Genomic DNA, 16,096 nt, shown 5'->3' with positions numbered 1-16,096 from the left:
CATGGCAGCACAGGATTCCGCCCTCGCCGCCCTCGCCGAAGGCCGCCATGGCGACCCCTTTGCGCTGCTCGGCCCGCACGACGCGAAGGGGGGCACGCTGGTGCGCGCCTTCCTGCCGGGCGCCCGCGGCGTGGAGGCCATCGCGCGCGACGGCGCGGTGCTCGGCCGGCTCGAACCGGAGGAGCCGCGTGGCCTCTTCGCCGGCCGACTCTCGAAGCCCGTGCCCTATCGCCTGCGCATCGCCTGGCCCGACGCCGTGCAGGAGACGGAGGACCCCTACGCCTTCCCGCCGCTGCTCGGCGATCTCGACCTGCACCTGATCGCCGAAGGCCGCCACCGCGAACTCGGCCGCGTGCTCGGCGCGCATGTGATGACGGTGGAGGACGTGCCCGGCGTGCGCTTCGCCGTCTGGGCGCCGAATGCGCAGCGCGTCTCCGTGGTCGGCGACTTCAACGGCTGGGACGGCCGGCGGCACCCGATGCGCCGGCGCGTGGAAGCCGGCGTGTGGGAGATCTTCATCCCCCGCCTCGGCGCCGGTGCACGCTACAAATACGAGCTGATCGGCGCCGAGGGCGTGCTGCTGCCGCTGAAGGCCGATCCCTGTGGCGGCCAGGCGGAACGCCCGCCCGCGACCGCCTCCATCGTGCCGGAACCGGCCCCACCAGCGGTCAGCCATGGCGACGGTCCGTCCCACGCGCCCGACGCGCCGATCTCGATCTACGAGGTGCATGTGCTGTCCTGGATGCGGCACGAGGATGGCCAGCCGCTGAACTGGGACGCGCTGGCCGACAAGCTGATCCCCTACGCCAGCGGCATGGGCTTCACCCATCTCGAACTGCTGCCGGTGACGGAACACCCCTTCGAGGGAAGCTGGGGCTACCAGCCCATCGGCATGTTCGCGCCGACCTCCCGCCTCGGGCCGCCCGATGGGTTCCGCCGCTTCGTCGCGCGCGCGCATGCCGCGGGGCTCGGCGTGATCGTGGACTGGGTGCCCGCGCATTTCCCGACCGATGCGCATGGCCTCGGCCGTTTCGACGGCACCGCGCTCTATGAACATGCCGACCCGCGCGAGGGCTTCCATCGCGACTGGTCCACGCTGATCTACAATTTCGGCCGGCACGAGGTGCGCGGCTACCTTATCGCCTCCGCGCTGCATTGGCTGCGCGACTTCGGCTGCGACGGGCTGCGCGTGGATGCCGTGGCCTCCATGCTCTACCGCGACTACTCCCGCCAGCCCGGCGAGTGGGTGCCGAACGTGCATGGCGGGCGGGAGAACCTGGAAGCCGTCGCCTTCCTGCGCGAGCTGAACGAGGCGGTGGCGCAGCACGCCCCCTGGGCCACGGTGATCGCCGAGGAATCCACCGCCTGGCCGAAGGTCTCCGCGCCCGTTTCCGAAGGCGGGCTCGGCTTCGGCTACAAGTGGAACATGGGGTGGATGCACGACACGCTGGACTATGTCTCGCGCGATCCCATCCACCGCACGCACCACCACGACGAGATGACCTTCGGCCTGGTCTACGCCTTCAGCGAGCATTTCGTGCTGCCGCTGAGCCATGACGAGGTGGTGCACGGCAAGGGCAGCCTGATCGGCAAGATGCCCGGCGATCGCTGGCAGCGCTTCGCGAACCTTCGTGCCTATTTCGGGTTCATGTGGGCGCATCCGGGAAAGAAGCTGCTGTTCATGGGTGGAGAGATCGCGCAGGAGCGGGAGTGGAACCATGACGCCCAGCTTGACTGGCCGGCGCTCGATGACCCCATGCATGCCGGCGTCCAGCGCCTGGTGCGCGACCTGAATCTGGTGATGCGCGAGACGCCGGCGCTGCATCGCCGCGACACGGACCCTGAAGGATTCTCCTGGGTGATCGGCGACGACCGCGTCAACAGCGTGTACGCCTTCCTGCGTCACGGCGCCTGGGGCGAGCCCTCCGCGCTGGTGGTCTGCAACTTCACGCCGGTGCCGCGCCACGGCTACCGCATCGGCGTGCCGGCGGGCGGACAATGGACCGAGCGGATCAACACCGACTCGCCCGTCTATGGCGGCAGCGGCGTCTGCAACGGCACGCTTTCGGCTGAGCCGGTGCCGAGCCATGGCCGTGGCGACTCGCTCTCGCTCAGCCTGCCGCCGCTCGGCACGGTGATCCTGCTCGCGGCGGGCGGCTGAGCGCGTGCCGCGCTTTCCCGACCGGCTGGAGGCCGGCCGCGCCCATCCGCTCGGCGCCACCTTCGACGGCATGGGAGTGAATTTCGCGCTGTTCTCCGACCACGCCGAGCGCGTGGTGGTCTGCCTGTTCGACAAGCTCGGCCGCAAGGAGGTTGCGCGCTTCGAGCTGCCGGAATGCACCGATGGCGTCTGGCATGGCTACCTGCCCGGCATCGGGCCGGGCTGGCCCTATGGCTATCGCGTGCATGGTCCCTACCGCCCGCAGGAAGGCCACCGCTTCAACCCGAACAAGCTGCTGCTCGACCCTTACGCGCGCGCGCTGATCGGCGATCTCCGCTGGAGCGACGCGCTGTACGGCTACCGCATCGGCGCGACGCGGGAGGACCTGTCCTTCGACCGCCGCGACAGCGCCGCGGCGATGCCGAAGGGCGTGGTCGTGGCGGATGTCGCGCTGCCGCCGCAGCACTTCGCGCCCCGGCCCTGGCGTGACACGGTGATCTACGAGGCACATGTGAAGGGCCTCACGGCGACGCTGCAGGATTTGCCGCCGCATGAGCGCGGCACCTTCGCAGCCCTCGCCGATCCCTATGTTCTGGACCACCTGCAGCGCATCGGCGTGACGGCGGTGGAACTGATGCCGGTGCACGCCTTCGTGGACGACCGTTTCCTGGTCGAGCGCGGGCTGAAGAACTATTGGGGCTACAGCACGCTCGGCTTCTTCGCGCCGGAGCCGCGTTACCTCTCCCGCCGCGACCCCGAGGAAGTGCGGCTCGCCGTCCGGCGCCTGCAATCCGCCGGGATCGAGGTGATCCTGGACGTCGTGTACAACCACACGGCGGAGGGCAACGAGCGCGGGCCGACGCTGTCCTTCCGCGGCATCGACAATGCCAGCTACTACCGCCTGCTGCCGGACAACCGCCGCCACCACATCAACGACACCGGCACCGGGAACACGCTGAACCTCTCCCACCCCCGCGTCATCCAGATGGTGACGGACAGCCTGCGGCATTGGGTGACGCAGTATGGCGTGAACGGCTTCCGCTTCGACCTCTGCACGATCCTTGGGCGGGAGACGAACGGCTTCGACCCCGGCAGCGGCTTCTTCGATGCGCTGCGCCAGGACCCGCTGCTGGCCGGCGTGAAGCTGATCGCGGAACCCTGGGACATCGGCCCCGGCGGCTACCAGCTCGGCAACCATCCGCCGGGCTTCGCCGAATGGAACGACCGCTTCCGCGACGGCGTGCGCCGCTTCTGGCGCGGCGACGAAGGCCTGCGGCCGGAACTCGCGGCGCGCATCGCCGGCTCGGCCGACCTGTTCGACCACGACCGCCGCCGCGCTTGGGCGAGCGTGAACTTCGTCGCCGCGCATGACGGCTTCACCCTGCGCGACATCGTCTCCTACGCCGAGCGCCACAACGAGGCGAATGGCGAGGAGAATCGCGACGGCCATTCGGAAAACCACTCCGCCAACTGGGGCGAGGAGGGCGAGACGGAGGATGCCGGGCTGCGGGCGCTGCGGCTTCGCGTGGCACGCGCGATGCTGGCCACCGTCTTCGTCTCCCACGGCACGCCGATGATCCTGATGGGCGACGCCGCCTGGCGCACGCAGGGCGGCAACAACAACGCCTATTGCCAGGACACCGCGATCTCCTGGATGCGTTGGGGCGATGACGCGCCGCCGGAAGCGGCGGAGATCAGCACCTTCGTCGCGCGCCTCACCCAGCTCCGCCGCGCCTATCCGGTGCTGCGCTCCGACCGCTTCCTGCATGGCGCGGACGTGCTGCCGGGACTGCCGGACATCGCCTGGTCGGAACCGGACGGCACGCCGGTGTCGCCCGAAGGTTGGCACGATCCCACGCGGCGCGCGCTGATGTTGCAGCTTGCCGGACCGGCCGCGGCGCCGGGCGTCACGGATGTGCTGCGCATCATGCTGAACGGTGCCGGGCAGCCCGTGCGCTTCACCCGCGCACCGGTGAACGGCGCGGAATTCCAGCCCGTGCTGGACACGGGCGCGCCGGAAGCACCGTTGCAGATGGACGAGGAAGGCATCGAGCTCCCCGCGCATGCGTTGGCGGTGTTCGCCGCCAGGGTCTCCAGCGCATGACGGTCCGCCGCTTCCGCCACCACCTGCCTTTCGGCGCCGAGCCGGGCGCCGACGGCATCACGCGCTTCCGCCTCTGGGCGCCGTCCGCGCGTGCCGTGGCGGTGGTGCTGCGCGACGGTGCGGAGGTTGCGATGCAGCCCGAAGGCCAGGGCTGGTTCGGCGTGGAGACCAAGGCGCCGCCGGGCACGCGGTATCGCTACCGAGTCGCGCCCGATCTCGCCGTGCCCGATCCCGCCGCGCGGGCGCAGGATGGCGATGTGATGGGCTGGTCCGTCGTGACGGACGCGGAAGCCTTCGCATGGCAGCATGGCGACTGGCAGGGAAGGCCCTGGCACGAGACGGTGCTGTATGAGCTGCATCCCGGCAGCTTCGGCGGCTTCCGCGGCGTGATGGCGGAACTGCCGCGCCTCGCGCAGCTCGGCATCACCGCGGTGGAGCTGATGCCGGTGGCGGATTTCGCGGGCCGGCGCAACTGGGGCTATGACGGCGTGCTGCCCTTCGCGCCCGACGAGGCCTATGGCACGCCCGACGATCTCAAGGCGCTGGTGGATGCCGCGCACGGGCTCGGCCTGATGGTGTTCCTCGACGTCGTCTACAACCACTTCGGACCGGAAGGGAACTGGCTGCACGCCTATGCCGAACCCTTCTTCGCGGTCGGCACGCACACGCCCTGGGGCGCGGCCATCGACTTCTCGAAGGCGCCGGTGCGCGATGTCTTCACGCAGAACGCGATCCTCTGGATCAACGAGTACCGCTTCGACGGTCTGCGCTTCGACGCCGTGCACGCCATCGAATCCGCACCCGGGCGCGATGTGCTGAAGGAGATGGCGCAACGGATTCGCGCGGAAGTCGAGCCCGGCCGCCACGTGCATCTCGTGCTGGAGCATGACGAGAACGCCGCGTCGCATCTGGGCGCGGGCAGCTACGACGCGCAATGGAACGACGACGGCCATCACTGCCTGCATGTGCTGCTGACCGGCGAGGAGGATGGCTACTACGCCGACTACGCCGAGGCACCGGCTGCGCTGCTCGCCCGCTGCCTGTCGCAGGGCTTCGCCTATCAGGGCGAGGCCTCCCCGCATCGCGGCGGGGTGCCGCGCGGCGAGCCTTCCGGCCATCTGCCGCCCACCGCCTTCGTGCTGTTCCTGCAGAACCACGACCAGATCGGCAACCGTGCGCTGGGCGAGCGGCTGACTGCGCTGGCGGAGCCCGCCGCGCTGGATGCGGCGCGCGCACTGCTGCTGCTCTGCCCGCAAGTGCCGATGCTGTTCATGGGCGAGGAATGGGCCAGCCGCCGGCCCTTCCTCTACTTCACCGACTACACCGGCGACCTGGCGAAGGCGGTGCGAGAGGGACGGCTGCGGGAATTCTCGCGCTTCGCCGCCTTCGCCGGCGATGCCGCACGCGCCGCGATCCCCGACCCCAACGCGCCCGCGACCTTCGAAGCGTCTCGCGCCGATCCGCTGGAAGCGACACAGGCCGCGCACGCCGCGGCGCTGGAGGCGACGCGCGCGCTGCTCGCGCTGCGCCGCACGGCGATCATGCCGCGCCTGCAGGGCGCCGCCGCGCTGGCGGCGGAAGCGATCGGCGCCGCGGCGGTGCGCTCGGCCTGGCGCATGGGCGATGGCAGCACGCTGCGCCTTCTGTGCAACCTCGGCGCCGAGCCCGTCGCGATCCAGCCGCACGATACGGCGCCGCTGCATGCCACGCCGCCCGATGCCGCCGCCGCGGTCGCTTCCGGCACGCTGCCGGGCCATGCGACGGTGTGGTGCCTGGATGGCGGCGCCGCGCCATGAGCGGCGCGGACGACGCACTGCTCCGCCTGGCCACGCTGCACGGATTCGAACCGCAGTGGCAGGACTTCCGGGGGCGCCATCACCACGTCGGGCTCGACACGCTGCGCCTGTTGCTGCGCGCGCAGGGCGTCGACGCGCATGATCCCGAGGCGGCGCTGGGCGCAGCGCTGGACGAAGCGGCCCGCGCGCCCCTGCCGCCGCGTCTCACCGGCACGGCTGGGCAGCACTTGCACGTCGCGCTGCCCATCGACTGCCCGCCGGACCAGCCCATCGCCTGGCGCATCGAGACAGACTCGGGCGTGGTGCAGGACGGCCTGGCGCAGCCGGTTTGCGATCCACGCCCCGTGCTGGTGTTGATGCTGCCGGACGAGCCGGGCGAGGCGCGGCTGATGCTCGGCGGCGCGCTGCAAGGCGAGGCCGCGCTCACCATCGCGCCGCGGCGCTGCTTCCAGGGGCCGCTGGAATCGCGCCGGTGCTGGGGACTGGGCGTGCAGATCTACGGTCTTCGCAAGGACGGCGATGGCGGCCTCGGCCATTACGGCGCATTGGCCGATGCGGCGCGCGCAGCGGCGCGGCGCGGCGCGGATGCGCTGGCGCTCAGCCCCGTGCACGCGCTCTTCGCCGCCGATGCCGGCCATTTCAGCCCCTATGCGCCGTCCAGTCGCACGCGGCTGAATGGCTGGCTTGTCGATCCCGGCGGCATGCCGGAGGTCGCGAAGACGGCGGCGCTCGCCGCGCAGCTTGGCATCGCCGATGCGCTCGCCGACGCGGAAGCGGCGCCGCTGGTGGAGTACGGCGCTGCGCTGCCGCTGCGCCTTCGGCTGCTGCGCGCGCTGCATGCGCAGTTCGCCGCCGCGCATCTCCACCCGCCGAGCGCGATGGGCGCCGAATTCCTGCGCTTCCGCCAGGACGGCGGCACGAGGCTCGAGGATCATGCGCATTTCGAGGCGTTGCACGCGCATCACCTCCGCGCCGATCCCTATGCCTGGGACTGGCGGAACTGGCCCGCGCCGATGCGCGATCCCCGCAGCACAGAGGTCGCTACCTTCGCCGCCGCGCATGCGGAGGAGGTCGCATTCCACGTCTTCCTGCAATGGCTGGCCACGCGCCAGCTCACTGCCGCGCAGCGCGCGGCGCGCGATTCCGGCATGGGCATCGGACTGATTGCCGATCTTGCCGTCGGCACGCAGGCCGGCGGCAGCCGCGCCTGGTCGCGCACCGCCGCATTGCTCGAAGGCGTCTCCATCGGCGCGCCGCCGGACCAGCTCAACCTGCTTGGCCAGAATTGGGGGCTGACCACCTTCGCGCCGACCAGGCTCGCCGCGCAGGGCTACGCGCCTTTCCTCGACGATCTCGCAACTGCCATGTCCTTCGCCGGCGGCGTGCGCATCGATCACGTCATGGGGCTTGCGCGCATCTGGTGCGTGCCGGACGGCGCGCGCGCGACGGAGGGCGCCTATCTGCGCTTCCCCGTCGGCGACATGATGCGGCTGCTGGCCGCCGAATCGCACAAGCGCCAGGCCGTGGTGGTGGGCGAGGATCTCGGCACGCTGCCCGACGGCTTCCGCGACCTGCTGGTCTCGACCGGGCTGCTCGGCCTGCGCGTGCTGTTCTTCGAACGCGAGAACGACGGCGCCTTCGCGCCATCCTGGCGCTACGATTCGCGCGCCGTGGCGACAAGCACCACGCATGACATGCCGACACTCGCGGGCTGGTGGCGCGGCGCGGATATCGGGCTGCGCGCTGGCCTCGGCCTGCTGCCCGAAGGCCAGGACGAAGCCGCGGAAGGCGCGGCGCGGCAGCGCGAACGCGATGCGCTCTGGCAGCGCCTGCACGAGGAGGGCGGCGCCGAGGGCGATGCGCCGGCCGGGCCGGAGCCGCGCCTCGGCGCCGCCGTCGCGCGCTTCCTCGGCCGCACCCCATCCGTGCTGGCGATGCTGCCCATCGAGGACGCGATCCTGTCGGAGCCGCAGGTGAACCTGCCGGGCACGACGGATGCGCATCCGAACTGGCGCCGCCGCCTGCCCGCGCCGGTGCCGGCGCTGCTGGAGGCGGAGCCGGCCGTGGCAATCCTCGGCGCGCTGGATGCGGCGCGGCGCGAGGGCGGCGGATGACGCCGACCGCAACGTATCGCCTGCAGTTCCACGACGGCTTCACCCTGCACGACGCACGAGCGATCGTGCCGTATCTGCATGCGCTCGGCGTCTCGCATCTCTACGCCTCGCCGCTGCTCGCGGCGCGCGCGGGCTCGACGCATGGCTACGACATCACGGATTTCGGGCGCATCAACCCGGCCCTCGGCGGCCGCGCAGCGCTGGATTCGCTGGTCGCCACGCTGCGCGCGCATGGCATGGGCCTGCTGCTGGATATCGTGCCGAACCACATGGGCGTCGGCGGCGCCGACAACGCGCTGTGGCTCGACGTGCTGGAATGGGGGGAGGCGAGCCCCTGCGCCACCTGGTTCGACATCGACTGGAATCCCGCCGACGTACGGCTGCAGGGCCGCGTCCTCGCACCCTTCCTCGGCCTGCCCTATGGCGAGGCGCTGGAAGCCGGCGAGATCGCGCTGCGCGCCGATGCGCAGGACGGCTCGATCTCCGCCTGGTATTTTGACCACCGCTTCCCGATCGCCGCGCGCGACTATGCTGCGATCCTGCCGGACGCACCCAGCGGCCATGTGGCGCTGGATGCCGCAATCGAGGCCTGGCGCAGCCTGCGCCTTGCGCCGCGCCGGCAGCAGCGGGAGCGCGCCGCCGCGGCGAAGCGCGCGCTGGCCGAGGCGCTGGCCGACCCCGCCGCGCGCGACGCGGTAGACGCCGCGCTCGCACGCTTCGATGCCCGCCAGGACGGCGACGCAGCGCTCCATGCGCTGCTGGAACGCCAGTACTACCGGCTGTCCTGGTGGCGCGCCGCGGCGGACGAGATCAACTACCGGCGCTTCTTCGACATCAACGGCCTCGCCGGCTTCCGCGTGGAAGTCCCCGGTGCTTTCGAAGCCGCGCATGGCCTGGTGCTCGATCTCTGGGCGGCGGGGCTGGTGGACGGCTTTCGCATCGACCATGTGGACGGCCTTGCCGATCCCCGCGCCTATTGCCGCAAGCTTCGCCGCCGCATGGCCGCACGCGCCGCGGAACGCCCGGAGGGCCTGTCGCGCGAGCCCTGGATCGTCGTGGAGAAGATCATCGCGCGGCATGAGCAGCTGCCCGCGGAATGGATGACGGACGGCACCACCGGCTACGAGGTGATGGACCGCATCGGCGCTCTGCTGCACGAACCCGCCGGCGAGCCTGCGCTCAACGCGATCTGGGCCGCTGCCGCGCCGGCGGCCACGGATTTCCACGCGGTGGAGCGCGCGGCGCGGCAGCAGATCCTGGCGGACTACCTGGCCGCGGAACTCGCGGGCGTCGCGCTTCTGGTGCATCGCGTGCTGCAGCGCGACCTGCGAACGCGCGACCACACCCTCACCGCCGTGCGCCGCGTGCTGCGCGCGGTGGTCGCGGAGTTCCCGGTCTACCGCACCTACGCCTCGCTGTCCGGCGGGCGCGAGGCCGACGCCTATGTGCTGGACTGGGCCTTCAGCCGCGCCGCGCGCCACCTGCGCGCGACGCAGCGCGACCTGCTCGCGCTGATCCGCCCGATCGTCTCCGGCGCCGCGCTGCGCCAGGCGAAGCCGGGACCGGAGCGGCAGGACGCGTATCAGGCGGTGCGACGCTTCCAGCAGCTCACCGGCCCCGTCGCCGCGAAATCGGTGGAGGACACCGCCTTCTACCGCTACCTCCGCCTGGTCTCGCGCAACGAGGTCGGCTCCGACCCGTCGCAGCTCGCGATCCCGCCCGCCACCTTCCACCGCTTCATGCGCGCGCGCCGGCGCGATCCCTTCGCGCTGTCGGCCACGGCGACGCATGACCACAAGCGCGGCGAGGATGTGCGCGCGCGGCTTTCGGTGCTGAGCGAGCAGGCCGAAGGCTGGGCCGCGACGGTGGAACGCTGGCGGCGCCTCAACGCGCCGCTGCGTGCGCTGCTGGACGACACGCAGGCGCCCGACGCGGCGGACGAGCTGCACCTCTACCAGACGCTGGTCGGTGCCTGGCCGCTCGGCCTGGATCCCGCTGACCGCGCAAGCCTCGACGCCTTCCTGGACCGCATGCAGGGCTGGCTGCAGAAGGCGCTGCGCGAGGGCAAGCGGCACAGCGACTGGGCGATGCCCAACACCGCCTATGAGGAAGCCTGCGCCGGCTTCCTGCGCAGCATCTTCGACCCCGCCCGCCCCGCCGGCTTCGACCGCGAGGTGGCCGCCCAGGCCGAAGCCATCGCCGCCGCCGGCGCGGCAAAGGGCCTGGTGCAGGTGGCGCTGAAATGCCTCGCGCCGGGCGTGCCCGACATCTACCAGGGCACGGAGTTCTGGGATCTCTCGCTGGTCGATCCCGACAACCGCCGCCCCGTGGATTACGACCTGCGCCGCCGCACGCTGGACGCGCCTTCGCGGGATTGGCAGGACGGCGTGATCAAGCAGCACTGGACGCAGACGCTGCTCGGCCTGCGCCGCGCGCATCCAATGCTGTTCCAGGAAGGCTCATGGCAGCCGCTGTCCTGCCAGGGCATGCTGCGCGAGCATGTGATCGCCGCCGCGCGCATGGCCGGCGATGACATCGTGCTGGTGGCGGGGCTGCTGCATCCGCTCGGACGGCTGGTGCCGGGCAGGCTGGCGCCGGCCGTCGGCGGCGGGCGGCGCGCAACCTCGCTGATCCTGCCCGAACGCCTGCGCCAGCGCGGCGTCTGGCGGCTGCTGCGCCCCGGCCAGCAGGAATCGCTGCTGCGCGGCGGCGCCTTGCGGCTGGTGGACCTGCTGGACGCTTCACCCGTCGCCGTCGCGGTCGCCGCCGGCTGAGCGCGCGAACCGCGCCGGCAGCCCGGGCGTTTCCTCCGTCAGGAGGCCGACATGGACGACAAGGACCGCATCGACGAACCCCGTGGCACGGAGGATGCGCTGCGCCCCGAACGTCCGGGCGGCGAGCGCAAGGGCCCCGGCGAGACCGACCAGCGCCCCGATCCCGCCAACGCCATCCCCGAACGGCGAAGCGACCGCGAGGCAGGGCGCACCACGCGGCGCGACCTCAGTCCAGCTTGATGCCGCGGGCGCGGATCACCGCGCCCCAGGCCTCCGTCTCCGCCGCCAGCCAGCGGCGAAAATCCGCGGGACCATCCGCCCGCACCTCTGCGCCGAGCGTCGTCAGCCGCTGCGTCAGTGTCGGCGTGCGCAGCGCCTCCGCGAAGGCGCGGTACTGCCGCTCGATGATCGCGCCCGGCGTCCCCGCCGGTGCCAGCAGACCCTGCCAGATGCCCGCTTCCGCCGCCGGCCAACCGAGTTCCGCGAAGGTCGGCACATCCGGCAGGTCCGCCAGGCGGCGCGGGCCCGTCACGGCGATGGCGCGCAGCCGGCCATCCTTCACGAAGGGCAGCGTCGCGGTCGCCCCGTTCACCACCATCTGGCTCTCGCCGGTCGAGGCGGCCTGGATGCCCAGCATGCCGCCGCGATAGAACACTTCCGTCACCTCGCCGCCCCAATGCTGCACCGCCACCAGCGCGGTCAGGTGGTTCAGCGCGCCGACCCCGGAATGGGCGAAGTTGATCTTCCCCGGATTGGCCTTGGCATAGGCCGCAAGCTCCGCCGCGTTGCGCACCGGCAGCCCCGGATGCACCGCCAGGATGTACGGCGCGTAGATCAGCATCGTGACGGGATCGAAGTCCTTCGCCGGATCGTAGGTCAGGCGGGAGAACAGACTCGGGCTGGTGGTCAGGATGCCGGGATCGGTCAGCAGCACCGTCGTGCCGTCCGGCGGGCTCTTCGCGACGTTGTCCGCGCCGAGATTGCCGGCGGCGCCGCCGCGATTGTCCACCACCACCACCTGGCCGAGGATGCGCTGCACCTCCGGCTGCACCAGCCGCGCGATGAGGTCGGAGGTGCCGCCGGGCGGGAAGGGCACGACGACGCGCAGCGGGCGATCCTGTGCGCTTGCGCCGCGCGCGAGCAGCAGGCCCGGCAGCGCGAGCGCGGCGCGGCGTGTGATGTCGGTCATGTCGTTCCTCCCGTTCAGGCGCGCAGCGCGCGCAGGATGCCGGCGATATAGCCGGTGGCATGCGCCCGGCCGCGATGCCCCCAGACAGTGTCGTCCACGAGATGCGGCACGTGGTCGTCGATGACGAAGCCGTCGAAACCGGCATCCAGCAGCACACGCAGCACGGCGACGGGGTCCACCGTGCCTTCGTCCACGAAGGCTTCGGCGAAGCGCGGCAATTCTCCGGCGACGCTGCGGAGGTGCACGTAGTGGATGCGGCCCGCGCGCGCGAAGCGGCGAAGCGCGCGCATCATGCTGTCCGCGCCGGACTCGGCGAAGGTGCCGGTGCAGAAGGCGATGCCGTGCATCGGGCTGTCGGCATGGGCCATCGCGCGCGCGAAGCTCTCTTCGGATCGGAAGATGCGGGCGACGCCGTCCAGCACGGGAACCGGCGGGTCGTCGGGGTGCAGCGAGAGCCTCACGCCGGCTTCCTCCGCCACGGGCAGCACGGCGGCGATGAAGCGTTCCCAGTTCGCCCACATCTCGGCCTCGCTGCGCGGCGGCAGCGTGCCGGTCGCCACGCGTTGTCCGATCGCGTCGTCATAGGCGGTCACCAGCGCGCCGCCGCGGCCATGCGCGGCCTTCGCGGTCCGCCACACGCCATCGGGGATCCAGTTGTAGCCGAGCACGGGAATGCCGGCCTGGCCCATGGCGCGGAGCGTCGCCTGGAAATCCGCGATCTGCTCCTCGGCGCCGGGCAGGCCGAGCATCGCCTTGTCGAGCCGGTTCGCCGGCACGCCCTCGATGCAGTCCAGCACCAGGCCATGCGCCTCCACCGCGCTGCGCAGCTGGATCAGGTCGAGCGCCGACCAGCGCCGCGTCGGCGCGCGCGGCCCGGCCTTCGCGGTGAACTGGCGATTCAGGAAGGCGACCCAGGCAGGGCTGTCGAGATCCGGCTTGTTCACCGTCACGCCGCTGCAACCGATCTGCCGCGCGAAGGCGAGATCCTCCTGCGTCAACTCGCGGAACTGCCCGGCGGCCAGGCGCATGCCGGCTTTCCTCCCTTGGCTGGATTGCATCAAACCGTATGGATTTGATAGAATCAAGCATGGCCACCGCCGAGGACGACGTCACCGCCCAGCTCCGCCGCCTGATCGTGCAGGGCGCGCTGGCGCCCGGCGCGAAGCTGACGGTCGCCGCGCTCTCCGCGCGCCTCGGCGTCAGCGCCACGCCGCTGCGCGCCGCGCTGCGCCTGCTGGAAGGCGAGGGGCTGGTGGAGAGCCACCCGCATCGCGGCGCCTGGGTGCGCGTGCTGGCGCCGCAGGACATCCGCAACCTTTATCGCCTGCGCGGCGCGGTGCTCGGGCTGTTGGTGCCGGATGTGGTGCGGCACGTCTCGGATGCGGATCTGGAAGCGCTCTCGGCGCTGGATGAGCGCTTCCGGGATGCGGCGCGGGCTGGCGATGGCGTGGGCGCGATGGCGGCGAACCAGGATTTCCACCGCGCGCTGCTGGCGCTGGCGCGCAACCCCGATGCGGCGGCGGTGATGGACCGCAGCTGGGCGCTGGTGGAGGCGCTGCGGCTCAGGCTTGGCTTCGGCCCGGGTCGGCTGGCGCGCAGCGCCGAAAGCCACCGCGCGCTGCTGGCGGCGCTGCGCGCGCGGGATGCGAAGACCGCGACGAAGCTGATGATCGCGTCATCGGACAATGCGATGGCGGACCTGCTGGAACGCGCGCTGGCGGACCAGGCGCCGGCGCGGCTGCGGCGGAGCAGGTACTGAGGGAGTCGGGTCGCCGCGGCCCCCACCCCGACCCTCCCCCGCATGCGGGGGAGGCGGCAGGATTCACACCTCCGCCTCGGCAAAGATCCGGCTGACGTCGCCGCCCCAGGCGCGATCGTAGCGCTGCAGCCAGCGCTCGGCCTGCGTCATGCCGCTCGCCGCGATCTCCTCCAGCGGCGCGAGATACACCTCCTCGCCCAGCCCGCGCGCGCGCAGCCCGTCGCGCGAGATCGCCAGCACGTCACGTGCGACGTCGCGCAGCGCGCGGCCGCCGACCGTCGCCTTCAGCGCCGTCTTCGGCACTTCCAGCCGCAGCGCGCGCATGTCCTGCACCGACCAGCCGCGGATCAGCGCGGCGGCCGCCTTCTGCGCGGCGGCATCGTACAGCAGGCCGGTCCAAAGTGCAGGCTTGGCCATCAGCATCGGCACGCCGCCGGCATCGGCGCCGCGCATCTCCAGGAATCGCTTCAGCCGCACATCCGTGAAGATCGTCGTCACGTGGTCGGCGAAGTCGCCCATCGTCGCGGTGTGGCCCGCCAGCTTCTCAGCACGGCCTTCCATGAAGGCACGGAAGGGCACGCCGGCGGCGTCGATGTAGCGGCCGTCGCGCATGATGAAATACATCGGCACGTCCAGCGCGTACTCGGCGAAGCGCTCGAAGCCGAAGCCATCCTCGAAGGCCACGGGCGGGATGCCGGTGCGGTCCGGATCGGTGTCCGTCCAGACGCGACCGCGCAGCGAGAGCCAGCCGCTCGGCTTGCCTTCCAGGAAGGGCGAGTTGGCGAACAGCGCGGTGGCCAGCGGCTGCAGCGCGAGCGAAACGCGCAGCTTCTCCACCATGTCGGCCTCGTCGCCGAAATCCAGGTTCACCTGCACCGTGCAGGTGCGGAGCATCATGTCGAGCCCCATGCCGCCGACGCGCGGCATGTAGTTCCGCATGATCGCGTAGCGCCCCTTCGGCATCCAGGGCATCTGCTCGCGCGTCGCCAGCGGATGGAAGCCGAGCGGCGCGAAGCCGAGGCCGAGCGGTCCCGCAACCTCATGCACCTCGCGCAGATGCGCCGCGAGTTCCACGCGGGTCTCGTGCAGGTCCGGCACCGGCGCGCCGGACAGCTCGAACTGCCCGCCCGGCTCCAGGCTGACCGAGGCGTCGCCGCGCTTCAGCCCGATCGGCCTGCCGTTGTCGAGGATGGGCTCCCACCCCTTCGCCGCAATGCCTTCCAGCATCGCGCGGATGCCTGCAGGCTCGTATGGCGGCGGCGCCAGATTGGCACGGCCGAAGCCGAACTTCTCGTGCTCGGTGCCGATGCGCCAATCCGTGCGCGGCTTGCTGCCCGCGGCGAACCACAGCGCAAGCTGGCGAACCGATGTGATCGGCGTGAGGTCGGCCTCGCCGGGATTGGACATCGTGCTGGCGTTCTCTACCCGCGTGTTGCCTGGTGCAGGGAGGAGTCCCGCCCAGGTGCTCCGGCCCAGTCCCCGACCAGCGCCTGCAGCGCCGCGAGACCGGCCACCGCGGCGGTCTCCGCCCGCAGGATGCGGGGCCCGAGCGCGGCTGGCACAACAAAGGCACGCCGGCGGAGATCGTCAAGCTCCGCCCCCTCGAACCCCCCTTCCGGCCCCACCAGCAGCGCCAGCGGCGATGACAGCCCGGCAACGGCCTCCCGCAGGGGCGGCGCCGCGCTGCGCTCCATCGCGACGACCAGCCTTGTGCCGTCCCAGCCATCCAGCACGCGGTGCAGCGGCAGGGCCTCGGCCACCTCCGGCACCGAAAGCCGCTCGCACTGCTCGGCGGCGCCGCGCGCGATGGCGGAAAGGCGGGCGGCATTGGCGCGGTCGGCGATGGTGCGGCGCGTGAGCACCGGCTGGATGTGCGTCGCGCCGAGCTCCGTCGCCTTCTCCACCAGCCAGTCCATCGGGTCGCGCTTCAGCGCGCCGACCAGCAGGCGCAGCGCGGGCTCCGGCGCGGGATCGCGCCGGCGCGGCCCGATCGCGAATCGCGCCCGGTCCTTGCGCAGGAAGGCGATGGTGGCGTCGTGCTCGCCGTCGCGCGCATTGAACACGCGCACCGCATCGCCCACCGACCGGCGCAGCACGGTGCCGAGGTGATGCGCCTGGCCGGGCGCGGCCTCCAGCTCCACGCCCTCGCGCAGGGTCTCGTCCAGGTGCAGGCGTGGGATGGACATGCGGTGGCTCCCC

11 protein-coding genes are annotated in these 16,096 nt (G+C 71.9%); 7 read left to right on the top strand and 4 right to left on the bottom strand.

The features are described 5' to 3' along the window. Position 1 precedes the first annotated feature (1 nt). Genes glgB through E4T13_RS25120 form a run of 6 tightly spaced genes read left to right on the top strand, consistent with a single transcriptional unit; the run spans position 2 to position 11,189 of the window. Positions 2-2,161, top strand: a complete 2,160-nt coding sequence (gene glgB / locus E4T13_RS25145) for a 1,4-alpha-glucan branching protein GlgB (protein ID WP_137181111.1) — start codon at positions 2-4, stop codon at positions 2,159-2,161. A 4-nt stretch (positions 2,162-2,165) separates the two neighbouring features. Further along, entirely contained in the window at positions 2,166-4,265 is a 2,100-nt protein-coding gene (glgX, locus tag E4T13_RS25140) for a glycogen debranching protein GlgX (RefSeq protein WP_137181110.1), read from the top strand. Continuing rightward, a complete protein-coding gene (gene treZ / locus E4T13_RS25135; RefSeq protein ID WP_137181109.1) occupies positions 4,262-6,061 on the top strand; it encodes a malto-oligosyltrehalose trehalohydrolase in 1,800 nt (599 codons plus the stop codon). Before glgX ends, treZ begins: the two co-directional genes overlap by 4 nt. Beyond that, on the top strand, positions 6,058-8,175 hold the full coding sequence (gene malQ, locus E4T13_RS25130) for a 4-alpha-glucanotransferase (RefSeq protein WP_137181108.1): 2,118 nt from the start codon (positions 6,058-6,060) through the stop codon (positions 8,173-8,175). The genes treZ and malQ overlap by 4 nt, the downstream gene beginning before the upstream one ends. Then, the gene (gene treY, locus E4T13_RS25125; protein ID WP_137181107.1) at positions 8,172-10,949 is read left to right on the top strand and encodes a malto-oligosyltrehalose synthase; all 2,778 of its coding nucleotides are present in this window, start codon (positions 8,172-8,174) and stop codon (positions 10,947-10,949) included. Before malQ ends, treY begins: the two co-directional genes overlap by 4 nt. 51 nt (positions 10,950-11,000) lie before the next feature. Continuing rightward, a complete protein-coding gene (locus tag E4T13_RS25120; RefSeq protein ID WP_137181106.1) occupies positions 11,001-11,189 on the top strand; it encodes a hypothetical protein in 189 nt (62 codons plus the stop codon). Here the strand turns inward: E4T13_RS25120 and E4T13_RS25115 are convergent. Further along, on the bottom strand, positions 11,176-12,138 hold the full coding sequence (locus E4T13_RS25115; protein WP_137181105.1) for a tripartite tricarboxylate transporter substrate binding protein: 963 nt from the start codon (positions 12,136-12,138) through the stop codon (positions 11,176-11,178). The genes E4T13_RS25120 and E4T13_RS25115 overlap by 14 nt on opposite strands. Before the next feature lie 14 nt (positions 12,139-12,152). After that, the gene (locus E4T13_RS25110) at positions 12,153-13,166 is read right to left on the bottom strand and encodes a mannonate dehydratase (RefSeq protein ID WP_137181104.1); all 1,014 of its coding nucleotides are present in this window, start codon (positions 13,164-13,166) and stop codon (positions 12,153-12,155) included. 59 nt (positions 13,167-13,225) lie between these two features. Between E4T13_RS25110 and E4T13_RS25105 the strand changes: the two genes are divergently transcribed. Continuing rightward, positions 13,226-13,897 (top strand): GntR family transcriptional regulator, encoded by a 672-nt coding sequence (locus E4T13_RS25105; protein ID WP_170985241.1) that lies wholly within the window; start codon positions 13,226-13,228, stop codon positions 13,895-13,897. 63 nt (positions 13,898-13,960) lie between these two features. Here E4T13_RS25105 and E4T13_RS25100 read toward each other — a convergent pair whose 3' ends face one another. Together E4T13_RS25100 and E4T13_RS25095 are read right to left on the bottom strand one after the other, a co-directional pair. Then, positions 13,961-15,304 (bottom strand): glutamate--cysteine ligase, encoded by a 1,344-nt coding sequence (locus tag E4T13_RS25100; RefSeq protein ID WP_137181102.1) that lies wholly within the window; start codon positions 15,302-15,304, stop codon positions 13,961-13,963. 14 nt (positions 15,305-15,318) lie between these two features. Further along, on the bottom strand, positions 15,319-16,083 hold the full coding sequence (locus E4T13_RS25095) for a 16S rRNA (uracil(1498)-N(3))-methyltransferase (protein WP_137181101.1): 765 nt from the start codon (positions 16,081-16,083) through the stop codon (positions 15,319-15,321). Positions 16,084-16,096 lie beyond the last annotated feature (13 nt).

Origin of the sequence: Roseomonas sp. AR75, from assembly GCF_005222815.1 — a bacterium.
Lineage (GTDB): Bacteria > Pseudomonadota > Alphaproteobacteria > Acetobacterales > Acetobacteraceae > Falsiroseomonas.
The sequence above is the reverse complement of the archived record's forward strand: the minus strand, read 5'-3'. Positions and strand labels throughout refer to the sequence as shown.